General features: G+C 48.0%; 13 protein-coding genes. 8 read left to right on the top strand and 5 right to left on the bottom strand.

What is annotated here, in order from left to right:
- Positions 1 to 19: 19 nt before the first annotated feature.
- Genes FYZ48_RS01510 through FYZ48_RS01500 form a run of 3 tightly spaced genes read left to right on the top strand, consistent with a single transcriptional unit; the run spans position 20 to position 4,688 of the window.
- Positions 20 to 1,756: a cyclic nucleotide-binding domain-containing protein gene (locus FYZ48_RS01510; RefSeq protein ID WP_149336791.1), complete on the top strand. Its 1,737-nt coding sequence runs from the start codon at positions 20 to 22 to the stop codon at positions 1,754 to 1,756.
- Positions 1,753 to 2,577 (top strand): hypothetical protein, encoded by an 825-nt coding sequence (locus FYZ48_RS01505; RefSeq protein WP_149336789.1) that lies wholly within the window; start codon positions 1,753 to 1,755, stop codon positions 2,575 to 2,577. Before FYZ48_RS01510 ends, FYZ48_RS01505 begins: the two co-directional genes overlap by 4 nt.
- Positions 2,574 to 4,688, top strand: coding sequence for a hypothetical protein (locus FYZ48_RS01500; RefSeq protein ID WP_149336787.1), 2,115 nt, complete (start codon positions 2,574 to 2,576; stop codon positions 4,686 to 4,688). The genes FYZ48_RS01505 and FYZ48_RS01500 overlap by 4 nt, the downstream gene beginning before the upstream one ends.
- An 18-nt stretch (positions 4,689 to 4,706) precedes the next feature.
- Here FYZ48_RS01500 and FYZ48_RS01495 read toward each other — a convergent pair whose 3' ends face one another.
- A complete protein-coding gene (locus tag FYZ48_RS01495) occupies positions 4,707 to 5,675 on the bottom strand; it encodes a PP2C family protein-serine/threonine phosphatase (RefSeq protein ID WP_149336785.1) in 969 nt (322 codons plus the stop codon).
- 600 nt (positions 5,676 to 6,275) lie between these two features.
- On the opposite strand from FYZ48_RS01495, the gene FYZ48_RS01490 reads away from it, so the two are divergent.
- The 4 genes from FYZ48_RS01490 (at position 6,276) to FYZ48_RS01475 (ending at position 8,544) form a co-directional block, all read left to right on the top strand.
- Positions 6,276 to 6,725, top strand: a complete 450-nt coding sequence (locus FYZ48_RS01490) for a DUF883 family protein (protein WP_149336782.1) — start codon at positions 6,276 to 6,278, stop codon at positions 6,723 to 6,725.
- Positions 6,726 to 7,134: 409 nt separating this feature from the next.
- Positions 7,135 to 7,620, top strand: coding sequence for a hypothetical protein (locus FYZ48_RS01485; RefSeq protein ID WP_149336780.1), 486 nt, complete (start codon positions 7,135 to 7,137; stop codon positions 7,618 to 7,620).
- 227 nt (positions 7,621 to 7,847) lie between these two features.
- Positions 7,848 to 8,288: a phage holin family protein gene (locus tag FYZ48_RS01480; RefSeq protein ID WP_149336777.1), complete on the top strand. Its 441-nt coding sequence runs from the start codon at positions 7,848 to 7,850 to the stop codon at positions 8,286 to 8,288.
- Positions 8,289 to 8,328: 40 nt separating this feature from the next.
- Entirely contained in the window at positions 8,329 to 8,544 is a 216-nt protein-coding gene (locus FYZ48_RS01475; RefSeq protein ID WP_145439623.1) for a hypothetical protein, read from the top strand.
- A gap of 50 nt (positions 8,545 to 8,594) precedes the next feature.
- Here the strand turns inward: FYZ48_RS01475 and FYZ48_RS01470 are convergent, their stop codons facing one another.
- Positions 8,595 to 10,154 (bottom strand): alkaline phosphatase family protein, encoded by a 1,560-nt coding sequence (locus FYZ48_RS01470; RefSeq protein WP_149336775.1) that lies wholly within the window; start codon positions 10,152 to 10,154, stop codon positions 8,595 to 8,597.
- A gap of 325 nt (positions 10,155 to 10,479) precedes the next feature.
- On the opposite strand from FYZ48_RS01470, the gene FYZ48_RS01465 reads away from it, so the two are divergent.
- Complete coding sequence (locus FYZ48_RS01465; protein WP_149336773.1) at positions 10,480 to 11,073, top strand: ANTAR domain-containing response regulator; 594 nt, start codon at positions 10,480 to 10,482, stop codon at positions 11,071 to 11,073.
- A gap of 16 nt (positions 11,074 to 11,089) precedes the next feature.
- Here the strand turns inward: FYZ48_RS01465 and FYZ48_RS01460 are convergent, their stop codons facing one another.
- The 3 genes from FYZ48_RS01460 to FYZ48_RS01450 all read right to left on the bottom strand — a co-directional run bounded on the left by FYZ48_RS01460 (position 11,090) and on the right by FYZ48_RS01450 (position 13,896).
- A complete protein-coding gene (locus tag FYZ48_RS01460; RefSeq protein ID WP_145038191.1) occupies positions 11,090 to 11,365 on the bottom strand; it encodes a GlsB/YeaQ/YmgE family stress response membrane protein in 276 nt (91 codons plus the stop codon).
- A gap of 53 nt (positions 11,366 to 11,418) precedes the next feature.
- Positions 11,419 to 12,780, bottom strand: a complete 1,362-nt coding sequence (locus tag FYZ48_RS01455) for a DUF2254 domain-containing protein (RefSeq protein ID WP_149336770.1) — start codon at positions 12,778 to 12,780, stop codon at positions 11,419 to 11,421.
- A 204-nt stretch (positions 12,781 to 12,984) separates the two neighbouring features.
- Positions 12,985 to 13,896, bottom strand: a complete 912-nt coding sequence (locus tag FYZ48_RS01450; protein WP_187781822.1) for a PRC-barrel domain-containing protein — start codon at positions 13,894 to 13,896, stop codon at positions 12,985 to 12,987.
- Between the last annotated feature and the right edge of the window lie 154 nt (positions 13,897 to 14,050).

Below are 14,050 nucleotides of genomic sequence, written 5' to 3'. Positions count from 1 at the left end.
TACTTCGAGTGGAATTACCATGTCTGAACCATCTGTAACTAGACCACGTCGCTGGGATAAACCCTTTTCGCTGGAAGCGGGCAGCGAAAATGAAATGACCGATACCGACGTCGAAGAACTATTACAATTAACCCCTTTTTGTCAGATAGACTCCTCAGGATTTAAGAGATCACTTTCGCTGCAGGAAATCCTGAAGAATGATGCTCGCATCGTCGGTTTTGATGATGGTGATATTATCGTCAGACGCGGTGACTGGGGAAGTTCTGCATTCCTGATTCTGTCAGGCAACGTGAGAGTTGAGCTGGAGCGGGGAGAATCTTCACTTCCGGATGAAATTCTGGGCCGCCGTCATCGACGGATGAAAACGCTTTGGGAATCCTTCTCGCAGCTCTGGCGGAATCATCGCGAAGCAGAAGTCCGTGAAGTCGCGGAAGTCAGTGGTGCGCGACCTGCAATGAATACACGATTGACACGCGGGCGAACTCGAATCTATCTCCAGGAAGTGTCGGCAGTCCTCGATAAATATCGCACCGCACGCCTGGAGCCAGGGCACTGGTTTGGAGAACTGGCGGCCTTGGGACGAACCAGTCGAGTTGCAACTGTTTTTTCAGAGGGCGTTTCACAACTGCTGGAAATTCGCTGGCAGGGTATTCGCGATATTCTGAGATATGACACTCATGGTGGACTTAAAAGTTATATAGAAGATGCATTCCGCGAACGTGCGCTGGCTTCTTTCCTGAGAACCGATCCGCTTTTTCAGGAGTGCTCAACAGAACTGATGCAGCGCATCGTGGAACAGGCCGAGTTTTATACCTTCGGTAATTACGATTCCTCCCGTCCATTCAAGGAACTCAATTCGAATCCCCTGCGGATAACAGAAACAGGTGAACCTGTTATTATTCGAGAAGGCGAAACTCCGCGGGGAATCGTAATGATTCGCAGTGGTCTGGCGCGAATCTCTCAGCGGTATTATCAGGGACGACGCACTGTTGGCTATTTGTCACCGGGGCAGGTCTTCGGGCTGGAAGTAATTCAGTCAGGCATGAAAGCTTCTGTTTCTCAACCCTGCCAGACCCAATTGAGTGCCATTGGCCATCTGAATGTGGTCGTCATTCCAAAAGAACTGGTTGAAGAGATCCTGGAACAACAAAACACGACTGGAAACAACGCTGTTACAGAACCACCCCGTCTTTCACCAACCTGCCAGACTGTCAAAATCGACGATGAGGCACTGCTGGGGCAACTGATCGATAGAAATTATGTCCAGGGTACTTCCCTGATGGTAATCGATCTGGATCGCTGTACGCGATGTGATGACTGTGTCCGAGCCTGTGCTACTGCACACGACAATAATCCCCGTTTCATTCGACATGGGCCAGTTTTAAATCATTTTATGGTTCCCAGTTCCTGTCTGCATTGCGTCGATCCGGTCTGCATGATTGAGTGTCCGACGGGGGCTATCTATCGCGATCTGGGGCAGGGGGATATTGTCATCAATGACCAGACCTGTATTGGTTGTGCGCAATGTGCCAGTAACTGTCCTTTCGATGCGATACGCATGGTGGATATCCGGGATTCCAGAGGGAACTTGATTGTCGATTCGAAAACCCATGCCCCGTTGACACAAGCGACAAAGTGTGACCTGTGTATTGATCAAAGAACCGGCCCCGCCTGTGAGCGTGCCTGCCCGCATGATGCGTTGTTCCGCGTTGATATGCAGGATGCAGTGCAGGTTGAGGAGGTCTTTGCCCGATGATTCAACAATTGATTCAGTACCGGATACGAGTCATTTCTTTCCTGGTATTGGTAACACTGACTCTGAGTGTGTTCTGGCTATATTCACTGACCCTTTCTAAAACAGCATTCGCATCGGGAATCCTGTTGCTCTGCTGTATTCTGTTTCTGGCAGCGTATCAATGGCGAAAAAAACTCTCGTTTCTGTCGTTGGGAACTGCAACGGTATGGCTGCAGTTTCATATCTTCGTAGGTTTGATGTCCAGTCTGCTGTTTTTAATGCATATCGGTTTTCGTGTGCCGGATGGAATGCTGGAATTTGCCCTGTTTCTCACATATTGTTTTGTTTTTCTAAGCGGTGTATTGGGATGGCTGCTGTCGCGAATTATTCCTTATCGATTGTTGTCGCGTGGCGAACAGGTGATTTATGAACGTATTCCGATTTACTATCGCAAAGTTCGGGAGGCAGTCGAACAACTGGTTTCCGAAAACCTGAAGACTGACGAGGAAAACGCTGTCGCCGACTTCTATCAGAAAAATCTACGGGAATTTTTTTCCGGGCCTCGAAATCAGCTTCGGCATATCCTGCATTCCAGGCGACATCGCCATCAACTCACTCAGCAGGTTTCTCAGATTCTCCCCTACCTTGAGGAAAGGGAGCAGGAGGCAATGAAACAGATTGCCGTTCAGATCCAACTGAAAGACGATCTTGATTACCAACGCTCTCTGCAATCTGTCCTGAAAACCTGGCTGTTCGTGCATGTTCCTCTGACATGGACACTGATTCTGTTTGCCCTGTTCCATACGATTACTGTCTGCGCCTTTGCGAGTACGAGTGGATGACTGATTCTTTGCAATCATTTAACTGGAAAGACAGCGATTATGAACGCCCGGGAAACGACTGGGTATGCGGTCATAAGTGCGAACTGGGGCAAGTATGCCGTCTGGGACCGGACAGTCAGGGATGCTGTCAGATCCAGAGCCGGTGTCAGCCCGAGAAAAAGGGGGAGAAGTATGTCTGCACACGGGCAGCGGTTCACGGTGGGAAATGCAAAGAGGGGCCGACTGAAGACGGAAACTGTTGTCAGTCTGATGCCCGTTGTCAGCCGAAACGCAGTCTGGCTGCGAAGCGTCGTCTGTTGAGCTGCATTGCTACTGCGGCAGGAGTCCTGTTCTGTCTGTTTCTTTTCGGAGGGTCTTCTTCCACACCACGACTGGCTCCCGGAGATGTGACATCGGCGCATGCTGCCATCGAAGCTGAATGTCAGGCCTGTCATACCTCCGCAGAAGGAGGTCTTGGTCACTGGATGCATGCTGCTTTTGATTCTGGTGCTGGATTGAAGGATTCGGCTCGCTGCCTGAGATGTCACAAGGAACTTGGAACGAATGCGATGTTTGCACATGGTCTTTCGATCGATCAATTGAAAGAAAAAACAGCGCAGTTGCACGAAACCAGCCAGCCTGTAGAGACTCCTTTCTCACTGCAACTGGCTGCGTTTATTGATCCACCTGATACTGATAAAACACTGACCTGTGCTACCTGCCATCAGGAGCATCATGGGCGTGAGGCGAGTTTGACGCAACTGACTGATACTCAGTGCCAGTCCTGTCATTCCAGTCAGTTTGCCAGTTTTGAACATGGACACCCGGGACTGGGAGATTATCCTTACAAACGCCGTTCTCGCATCTATTTCGATCATAGCACTCATCTGAAACGATACTTTGTTGAGGATGAATTTAAACGGACAATGCCAGCAGGAATCAAACCTGAGTCCTGTCGCTCCTGCCATACTGCAGATTCCTCGGGGCAATTAATGTTGACCGGTAGCTTTGACGAGATGTGTGCCAGTTGTCACGAACCACAGATCAAAGATATTGATTTCCCGGGAGTTCCTTTTTGGGCATTGCCTGTTATTTCTGATTCGAATGATTCGAAATCCGTTCAATGGCCGCGTAAGACAGGTGTATTCAGCTTCGCACGCCTGCCACATTTGATGGAGCTGTTATTGAAAGATGATCCTGACTACCAGCAGGCAATTCAAAATCTGGGAGAGCTGGATTTCCGTCGGATACAGGAATCAGAGGAAGCTCAGGCTTCCATGGTCAATGCGATCAAAAAACTGTTCTATGAGATAGCGATAGATGGGGAGGATGCTCTACAGCGGCGATTGGGAAAATCCGGATCAGTTTACCTGAATCTGGAACCTTCAATTGTGCCGACTCTCAGGCAGGCACAACAGATCTGGTTTCCTGATTTGATTGCTGAGTGGGAACAGAAATCCACAACACAGAACCAGGAATCATTATCTCCACCAGAAATGCAATTCATGCATCAAAGAAAGTCACCCGATATCAGCGGCGGCTGGAGTCTGTCAAACTCTGATTATACCATCCGCTACCGACCTCTGGGGCATGCAGATCCCTTGATTAAAGCCTGGCTCGATCAGGCTGTACAGGAAGATCCACAATTTCTGACCCAGGATTACCTCTGGCAAATATTTTCTAATCCAACCGCGTCCGGAGTAGAAGGGACGACTGGTGCTCTGGCATCGGGACGTTGTTTGATGTGTCACACTGTAGATCGTGACACTCAAAGTGGGTTGGCATTCATAAACTGGAAACCATTCCAGCCGACCTCGAAAGCAGCAAAGTTGACTCGTTTTTCTCACGCTCCACATTTAGCACTGGGAGGACGTCAACGATGTGAAAGCTGTCATACACTGGATTCGACGGGAAGTGATATCACATCCGTTTTGAGATCTCAATTCTTCACGAGAGACAAAGCAGGTATCTCCTGGGAAATTGTCGACGATCCACAACAGGTCTGTACCAGTGGATTTCGGCCGGTCAATCGTATGTCCTGTGCTACCTGTCATAATCAAAAGACTCAAATCCAGAGCTGTCTCCAGTGTCATCAATACCACGTTCACGGCAGCGGAAAGAGACAGCCCTGATGGTAGAAGACTGATTGATCATGGTTGTTGTGGCTCTGCTTCACGACCAGCAGGAGTCTCTTGAATTCCCTGGTTCTGCTGTTGCTGGTTCTTAGCCTTACTGTCGATATCCGTTTTCCTCTGGAGTTCTCTGCTCGTTGCCATATCCTGATCTCCCACATCGAGAAATCGAGCAACGATGACTGTCATGTTATCAGTCCCATCGCAGTCTTGAGCCTGATTGATCAACTGAATACAGGTTTCATCGGCCATTAAGCCTCGGCTTAGAATTTCTATGAGGGAACTCTCAGGAACCTGTCTGGTGAGGCCATCGGTGCAGAGAACCAGCGTGTCCCCCGTTTTCATCTCTGTTTGGGTTATTTGCGGATTGATTTCTCCATTGGGATCTCCTCCGATTACATTGTAAGGCATTTCCTGCCAGACATCGGGGATTTCTCCCACCCCCAATGCTCCCTTATTAACCAACCGTTCGGTGAGGTTGTGATCCTGTGTGAGCCGTGTTAGATGGGAGTCTCTGTAGAGATAGCAGCGACTGTGGCCAACGTGCACAATGTTGAGCACAGGCCAGATGAGGTACCCGAGAGTCAGTGTCGCTTGCATTCCCAGCCGCTCAGGATGTTCCTTGACATCAGACTCAATTCGTTCCTGACACAGTCGAACTGCGTTAAGGCATTCATTTCGGATCTGAAGCGCTGCCTCTGAATCACACTCAAGAAACCAGGACATTTCGTTTAAAAAATAGCGAATCAGATATTCGGTAACGAGTCGACTGGCGAGCTCGCCAGTTCCTGAATCTCCCATACCATCTGAGACCAGTAATAATTTCGCTAGCGAGTTTCCATATAAACGGGAGTAATTATCCAGGCTCAGGCTGTTCGCGTGTAACCGCATTGATTTCTCCAGATCCGCTATCAGAAACTGATCCTGATTAACGGTCTGGCGAGAACCGATCTTGGATAAACCAAAACAGTCCATCTTACCACTCATCCTGTTCCTCCTGTTATACGCCAGGTCAAGCTATGGCTCCGGAGCCTGGAGCACGTTTAGACGGGACAATCAAGAAACATGCTGAGAACCGACGAAAACTTCGAATTGATCAGACTGCCTGCCTGCAGAACTTTTAAACGCTAGAAGCACATCGCATTCCAAACTGCTCCCCGTCAACTGATCGACTGATAATCGATTGTGTTGTAGAGCTAAGTGCAGACCAGTCTTGAAGCTAAGTAGTCTGAGAAATGTATGTTTTCCAAATAACGGAATACATTCCCGGGCGAGAATTCTGGTTTGTCTCTGATTGTGAGAGTTTCAAACTGAGGATTGATCGATCTAGAAACAGTCTGGCTTACAGGCGACCAACTCTTAAGGAATTAAGTGAAGACTTGTTTCGCATTCCACTTAAGTGGAGAGACGCGCTTTCCGGCAAATGACTGCTGCAAACTCAATCCTTGCCTGTAAATAGCGATTCGCGGCTGCGGACGTATTCAATACTTTTAGGACTCTGGCACACCAGTTGCGATGCCCTATATCAGGATATTGTTTCAGAGTAAACAATTCAGCAAATGAGATTTCAAATCTAAGGAGTGAGATATGGTTACTCGAGAAGAAATACGTGGTCATTGGAATGAGTTGAGAGGTCGGATTGAAAAACATTGGAATCAGCTCAGCCCTCATGATCTTGATGGAGTCGAAGGTGAGACTGACCAGTTAGTGGGGAAAATTCAGCAGAAAACCGGACAGGCTTCTACTGAAATCCGCCAGGAGCTGGATTGTATCGTGGATGATATGTCCAAATCAGCTGCTCGTGCTACTGAAAAGCTCGGGGAAAATTTTGAGAATACGGTCAACAAAACCAGAGAACAGTTTCAGCATGCCTCTGAAGCGGCTCGTGCACAGTATGAGCACTTGAATGAGTCCATGCACAAAGGGTACCAGCATGCGGAACAGACGCTGCGAAAAAATCCCGTGGAATCGGTTGCAGTGGCTTTTGGAACCGGCCTGATCGCTGGCGTTATTGTGAGTCTGGTGTGGCGTCGTTAAGAATCTCGAGTATCAAGCTTAGTCAAACCGTCTTTATTGACACCAGGAGGCAAGGATGATTCATCAATTTGATGATATTGAAATACGCTCGCAGCAGAGAACAAAATCCGTAACTGACACAGTACAACAGGAGTCTGCTCCTGGAATGTGTCAGTATGTAAAGGAACAGCCTGTAAAATCAGTTCTGATCGGTCTGGGCGCCGGTATTGGAGCAGGGCTGTTGCTGGGCGCTCTGTTTAGAGAATCAACCAGATATCTCTACCATGAGCCTGGTATCGCAGAACGTGTTGGTAATCAGGTCAAAGATTCCCTGTCCGAGATCTTTCCGAGCTCTCTGGGAAGTCGTTTCAGATCCTGAAGTGCGATACTACCAGTCGCAGACTAGAAGCTTTAACTGAGGGAGGAAGTGATGAATCAAGGGGGGCCAGGTCGCAGTGCAGAAGAGATCAGCCACTCCATGAAGCGGTTGCGTAACGAGCTGGATGGTGATGTGCATCAAATCAAGCAGAGTGCTGCGACCCTTTCTGACTGGCAATATTATATCAGGAACTACCCCTGGATGAGTCTGGGAGGTGCTGCGTTAGTTGGATATCTGCTTGTACCCAAAAGACTCGAGATCCAGAGTCCTGATGCTGAAACGATCGAGAAGCTGGCTCGCAAGAACAGACTGGTTGTCGAGCATCAGCCCCGAAAGCATGCTTCAAGTGGGGGACTGCAGTCAGTTGCTTCGTTTGTAACCCGATTGATCATAAAAGCAGCTACCGCACAGTTAATGCACCATTTCGCTAATGGAATTGCATCACAAGAGTCAACAACAACGTCCGTTGCCAGTCCGGAAAGTAGTTCCAACGGGGCAGGCGAGCACTTCAGCAGAATAATGGGAGACAGAGAATAAATTGGGGAGAGACTTATGTTAAAATATCAACTCTATGATTCAAGATTGCCAAGACATCACAGGAGTGGAGTATCGTCGACTATGTCGAGTTCCACTCAGTCAGTGGGGCATGACTCAACCTTTAATAGCTCAGGCTCAGCTATTCGGCGACAGATTTCAAAACATCCGGCGCTTACGCTGAATGTAGGAATTGCGGCAGGATTCGTCCTGGGTTGGCTGGTGAAGCGATGATTCGCAACAGTAAGTATAATCAGCAACCAGATATTAAAGGTGGATTCGGAGATCTGATAGCAGATATGATTTCGCTGAGCGAGCTCCAGCTTGAGCTGCTGGCGGTTGATTCTCGCGATGCTCTGCGCAAATCTCTCTATCCTCTAATTCTGCTCTGTCTTGGGTTAGGCCTGATCGTTGGGGCTTTTCCTGTAATGTTGTTTGGCTTGTCCTGGTGGCTCAGTGAAATGACCGGTCTCAGTCTGGCGGGCAGTTGTCTGGCCATGGCTCTATTGTCGCTGGCAGGGGCTGGATTACTGTTCTACCTGGCCCGAAAAGGTCTGGCTCACAGTCTGGGACATTTCAAGCGGACTCGAGACGAACTACGCAGCAATACGCAATGGATCAAGAAAATTCTCTCCGAGAAGCAGTGTTATCATCAGACACCAACCAGGTGATACAGAAGCCTGTATTACGCTCTAGTTAAGGATACGCATTATGAATATGAACGCCACCAAAACTCAAAATGCTTCTGACTATAATCAGAATCGTTCTCCGGTAGCCGGTGAGTTACCCAGGCAAGGCGAGCCACTAAATCCCTCCGATGATTTCATTGAATATGTTTCGGCTTATGCCCGGCAGAAACCCGGTACTGCAGCTCTGTGGTGCTTTGGGGTCGGATTTATTCTGGGCTGGAAACTTAAGCCCTGGTAAGAATGATTCTTTGCTTAGAGGGCTATCCCAAACTGGGATCACAATCAATTTTAATCTTGCCGGGGGTATGGTTCTAAGATCGCACTTGCCCCCGGCTTTCTAAATGACTCGACTCCCAGTAATTGCAGACAGATGGGAGTAATGTCAGTTAAACGAAGATGCTCCGGTAATTCAAAGTCAGCGGGTAAACCAGCGGCTATCAACGGAGCCGTCGAGTCCAGGCAGTGTAGTGATCCATGCGATCCAGAGGGGTTACATTTCAGATCTGGCAGACAAAACTCCTTCCCGAGTCGGGCAGTAATCCATATGTTTCCCGTCTGCTGTGAAAAGCAGGTTGCGATTCGCTCAAAGGCATTCGGGTAAGTTTCGAATGTGATCAAACCGTCCGAATCGACTTGAGCATCAACAGCTTCCAGATTGCCTTCCCAGAGCCAGGGAGTCCCATAGCCGTCTACGCCATCTCGTTTCTTCTTAACCGCAGGCTTGAATACCAGCTGCCCTCGGTCACTGGTGACGACATGGAAGCCTGGTTGTTTACTTCCATTAAGTCCATGGTCGTCATCACACCAGATGATTTGATCGATATCAGGACACTTCAACAGACATTGAATGACATCACGTCGATGCTCCCAGATTCCGGACTGCAAATAGATCTGGGCAGATCGCATGTTGGGACAGACCATTAATTCTTGCGAGTTGCTCCATGGTTTTCCTGCTGTGACGAGTTGGAAATCCCGTAGAACTTCATTCAGGTCAACTCCTGAGTCAGTATCCAGATCGCTCTGTGAATGATCGCCTGTGATTAAGACCGCAAATTCTTCCAGAAAACGTGTGATTCCTCCCTCAGATTCGATCAGGGAGCCCAGAGTTTCATCAATCGCCTGTAGAGTGTCGACTGCGAAAGTCGGTCCTTTTTCATGACTGACAAAATCATTATTGGGGAAATAGGCCAAAGTGAAATCCGAGAAACACTTCTGCTCGCTCAAAGCAAGCAGGTAGTCAGCCGTGGTATCATCGTGAAATCCAAATCGATAGGAAAGTCCCCCGCGAGCTGAGGGCAGGGAACCATAGAGGGGAGTCGAGACAAAATCACCCAAAAACATTGTATGGGGGCCCTGCATACTCTCGGCCAGTTCCACGCCCGGTGCCAGATTTAGCAGTAGTGGTGTTGTGGTTTCGTGAGTAACGGTACCTCGATACCACATATAATTAATGACTGCGTCGGACAATGTGCCATGTTGTTCTATCTGCTCAAAGATCGTGGGGACCAGCAGTCGCTCCATATTCAGTTTGATCTGAAAATCGTTGAGATACTCCCCCATCCCCTCATTCATGATTGCTTTCAGGTCGGAACCAAAGAAAGCAACTTCATCCTTGGTGCGATCATACCAGTAGGCGCCGGAAATTCCGTGTTCAAACGGGTATGCTCCTGTGGCTATCGTGCAAGTGGCTGCGGGTGTGATCGAGGGGAAAATGGAAGTACATTCTGAGCGAAATACTCCCTGATCTATTAACTTGGCCAGATTCGGAAGCCATCCCTGTTCCAGTGCGGGCTGGACAACACGTGTTGCCAGGGCATCGATGACGATAAGTAAAACTTTTTTATTCATTTCTGGACTGTCTTTCCATCCATTTCAACTGGAGCCTCTGTCTGCAGTATATCATTCTCCTCTACAGGTTGAGACTAGTTTTTCGTTCCGTCAAGAGTAATCGAAGTCAGAATAAATTAAGTGCAACTGAAATGCCGTTTCATTAAAAATGAACAGTATTTTGAGTAATATCAGGTCAGATTTCAGTCAGTCTCAGTGGTAAATTTTAAATTTAATTCGTCGGGTATGGCTTCTAATAAGATGTTTTGCTCTAATATGTTCCAGTTCCAATCATAGTCTGAATGAACTTACTGTTTAGCGGGCCATAAAAGCAGGATTCACAGTAATGATCATGGAATCTCTTAAGATTCTCATTGCACACAGTAATCAAAAAACTCTGTCAATTATCAATAACGCGGTTTCAACGCTCGGTCATAAGGTAGTCGATGCTGTTGAAACAGGCGAGGCACTGGTAAAGTGTAGTGAGTCTCACCGTCCCGATCTGGTGATAAGCGGGGTCAAGATGCCGGATCTGGATGGGATCCGTGCATTGACACTCATAGGCTCAGAAACTCCGGTCCCCGGAATCATCGTAACTCCCAAAAGTGATCTGGAACTGGTAGAGACTGCGGCACTGGATCATATCATGGCCTGGCTGGTGGAACCAATTCGGACAGTTGATCTGGCACCAGCTATTCTGCTGGTTCATCGCCGCGCTCAGGAATTTGCGGAACTTTGTAAAGAAAATCATGATTTACGTACGGCCCTGGTAGATCGGAAAACTATCGAACAAGCTAAGGGAATTCTGATGAAATCTGCAGGTCTGGATGAAGGGGAAGCCTTCAAAAGGTTGCAGAAAATGGCATCGCGTAAACGAATTCGCTTGATTGAAATGGCGCAGGCTGTCATCCACGCAGAAGATGCCATTGATCTTAAGTAAGTTGTTTTCCTGATCCTCATTTACCTCGAAATGAGATCAGGCTGAGCACAGCTACAAAAAGCGAAGCCCCGATAATTGACCATAGAATCGGAAACGGTTGATCGCCAAATTGAACCGTCAATAATTCCGGTAGTCCCAGCCCTTTTGACATCCAGCTTCCCAGTAATGCGCCGATGAAACCGAGTGCAATCGATGTCAGGCAACCCCCGCGAGAGTAACCTGCCAGAGATTGTCCTATGCCTCCACAAATGGCAGCGACAATCAGCAATATGAGCAGTTCAAAGATTCCCATAGTTTTGTTTCCTTTTAAGTGCTTAAGTCAAAGTGTGCTGGCATCTTCAAGTTTCATGACTGCTTGTCCTGATCCAGGATTTCTGATAACTGCCGATACTTTGAACGGAAGGTTTCAAGATCTTGTTTCACAATATGCTGGTCGACGTACGCAGTCTGGAGCGCTTCAGCTTCACCACGGATGGCATGAATATCGTCAGGACGACTGGCATGATTGGCGATTTCAGTCAGTGCTTTCACAATGGTCAGAGAGACGGCAGTGCTACTGGCACCATATTCACGAATCTGTCCAAATGACTGAATCAATACATCGGGAAAACCATCTGCCTCAGTGATCAGAACCCTCGCGATTGATTCACCGTCGCGACGTATCCGCAGCGGTACCGATCGTTCAACCAGGCGCCCCAATGCCCCTCCGAGTCTGTCGACACAGCTCATCGCTGTGAAAGGATCATTAATGCCTGGTGACAGGGCTCGCAGTGCTATCTCAACCAGTTCGCGAGCAGCATATCCCACATCCTGGCGTGGGGTTCGCCGAGGGCCGACAATAATGACGCGGTTCACCGAATTGGTATACGATGTGGTCATGTCCTCCGTCTTTTCTGTATCTCTTGGCAACCAGATCCGGGCCAGCAGCTTTTCCCGAGTCACGAAGTCCCCCGGTTTGCATAGAAGCTCAACGACGCCTTCAGCTTCACATGCCAGGGAAACCAGGCTTTCGCCATCAATTCCCTCGATATAACCTTCTGCTTGAGAAGCGACGGTAATGTTGTTATCGCTTAACTCTGCACGAAGGTCCTCAATACTGAGTCTGGACTCTTCTTCATCGGGACGTTCACCGATCCGTTCCGGAAACAGTCGATCTACAGCCAGATCCAGGTCGCGTGCCACCGCTGTGATGATTGTGGGGGCCTGCATGGCTGTTGCGACATGGTGGATAAACAGGATTAACATCCCCATACAGATTAATCCCAGAATTAATCCAACTGCCGTACCCAGCTGTGGAGTGAATACATCCGTACCATTTTTACCTTCGCGAACGGTCTGAAGCACAAGCATGCAGTACAGGCTCGTTCCCACATACTGACCGATGACAAGGTCTGCAATGCTGTCACTCATGACGTTACGCACGAGTCTTGAACCGAACTGTGAGGAAGCAATCGACAGAGTTAAAACCGTGATAGAAAAGACAACGCCGGCCAGTGCAATCGTGGCACCTGCCACTGAGGAAAGAGTAGACCGAGCTGCTTCTGCTGTGGTTGAAAACCAACTCAGTTCTCTGTTGGAGCTGGCGATCAACTCATCCAACTGACATGTCCCCATTGCAAGTGCAATTGCGAATAATGACATAATTGAAGGGACAAACCAGAAACTGCTGCGAAAGGAATCCCATAAATTTGCCAGACGTGCTCTCATAAGTTGGAAGAACTCCTCAGGTTGATTAGCCTGCCCTGTCCATATTTCATTAACTGGCAGATCGGTTTAGCGTCAATTACGGTAAAATCTATTTTAAGATATTGGTTTGGAAATGTGACAGTAAAAAAAACGCTGCAGTCGACAAATAGACGGCTGCAGCGTCAATTTCTAAACCAGATTGACTGGTTCAATTGTGGACTTGATTCAGCTATCAATGCCCACTTTCACACCCTGATCTGTTTGTTTTTTAACAAACAGGAACTGTTCGATGAGTGATTTCCGGTAAACAGGATCTGTAAAATCCGGCCAGTGATCTCGGTCAAATCCCTGAATCTTCGTGATCTGGTGATTAGACATCTTCAACACCAGGTTTTGCTGATTGCCATTTTTCAAGTCGAACTTCATCTGGAATGCCTGAAAAGGAACTGCAAAAAGCTTGTTTCCATTGGTGGTATGATGATCTAAAGAGACAATGATATAACGTGCTTTGCGATGCGCCGTATCTAGAATGATCTCTTCAACCTTACCAATTTGATGGTCTTCTATATTAAGTACTTTTAAACTTAAGAGCTGATTGGCCCGGATGACTGTATTTGAAGGTGGGACATCCTGGTCACGGTGGACGTTGTAGCGACGATCGAGTTTATTAAGGAATTCCTGGTCTGCAAAATCTGGCCAATGATCCTGCTCAAATCCGGTTGCTCCGTCGAGTTGTTCCTGATTCACATCCAGCAGAAACCGATGATTATGTTCGTGATTATTATTCGGCAAAACAGCTAAAGCCTCGAAGGGGACGGCAAACATTTTATTTCCGAACCCTGGAAAACCACTATAGGTTACCGCAGCGTAACGAATTTTACCGTTCTTTGAATCAAGAACGAAATCATTGATCTCTCCCACATCCTGTTGTTGGAGATTTGTAATCCCTTTGGTCAAAACTGATCCTGCCCTGATAAATGTGCAGTCTTTCGTAAGTGTTTGACTGATCTTTTCTGGACATTCCGAAAGGCCCTCTTTAGGGATATTGGATTTGTTCTGTGCGTGGCCGCTTCCGGTCAATAAAACTGAGCCGATACTAATGGCGATCGCTCCAGTGATCACTGTGACGGGCTTCATGATATTTCTCCCTGGGTTATCCTGGTACAGAGCTGGTCTCGGAGTGCTCGAAATCTCTGAAAGGAATTCAGATAAAAAGGCCCTGCTGTCGGAGAACAGCTTTCCAGACATGGTCTGTATTTAATATCAGCCAGATGGAAAGTGTACCCCGACA

The sequence above is a fragment of the Gimesia chilikensis genome (genome assembly GCF_008329715.1).
Taxonomy (GTDB): domain Bacteria; phylum Planctomycetota; class Planctomycetia; order Planctomycetales; family Planctomycetaceae; genus Gimesia; species Gimesia chilikensis.
Note: the sequence above shows the minus strand (reverse complement) of the source record. Positions and strands in the feature narration are given on the sequence as shown.

What these genes read in the sequence shown, in the direction of transcription:
- FYZ48_RS01510 (WP_149336791.1), top strand. Translation starts at nt 20, where the DNA reads ATGTCTGAACCATCTGTAACTAGACCACGTCGCTGGGATAAACCCTTT.
- FYZ48_RS01505 (WP_149336789.1), top strand. Translation starts at nt 1,753, where the DNA reads ATGATTCAACAATTGATTCAGTACCGGATACGAGTCATTTCTTTCCTG.
- FYZ48_RS01500 (WP_149336787.1), top strand. Translation starts at nt 2,574, where the DNA reads ATGACTGATTCTTTGCAATCATTTAACTGGAAAGACAGCGATTATGAA.
- FYZ48_RS01495 (WP_149336785.1), bottom strand. Translation starts at nt 5,675, where the DNA reads ATGAGTGGTAAGATGGACTGTTTTGGTTTATCCAAGATCGGTTCTCGC.
- FYZ48_RS01490 (WP_149336782.1), top strand. Translation starts at nt 6,276, where the DNA reads ATGGTTACTCGAGAAGAAATACGTGGTCATTGGAATGAGTTGAGAGGT.
- FYZ48_RS01485 (WP_149336780.1), top strand. Translation starts at nt 7,135, where the DNA reads ATGAATCAAGGGGGGCCAGGTCGCAGTGCAGAAGAGATCAGCCACTCC.
- FYZ48_RS01480 (WP_149336777.1), top strand. Translation starts at nt 7,848, where the DNA reads ATGATTCGCAACAGTAAGTATAATCAGCAACCAGATATTAAAGGTGGA.
- FYZ48_RS01475 (WP_145439623.1), top strand. Translation starts at nt 8,329, where the DNA reads ATGAATATGAACGCCACCAAAACTCAAAATGCTTCTGACTATAATCAG.
- FYZ48_RS01470 (WP_149336775.1), bottom strand. Translation starts at nt 10,154, where the DNA reads ATGAATAAAAAAGTTTTACTTATCGTCATCGATGCCCTGGCAACACGT.
- FYZ48_RS01465 (WP_149336773.1), top strand. Translation starts at nt 10,480, where the DNA reads ATGATCATGGAATCTCTTAAGATTCTCATTGCACACAGTAATCAAAAA.
- FYZ48_RS01460 (WP_145038191.1), bottom strand. Translation starts at nt 11,365, where the DNA reads ATGGGAATCTTTGAACTGCTCATATTGCTGATTGTCGCTGCCATTTGT.
- FYZ48_RS01455 (WP_149336770.1), bottom strand. Translation starts at nt 12,780, where the DNA reads ATGAGAGCACGTCTGGCAAATTTATGGGATTCCTTTCGCAGCAGTTTC.
- FYZ48_RS01450 (WP_187781822.1), bottom strand. Translation starts at nt 13,896, where the DNA reads ATGAAGCCCGTCACAGTGATCACTGGAGCGATCGCCATTAGTATCGGC.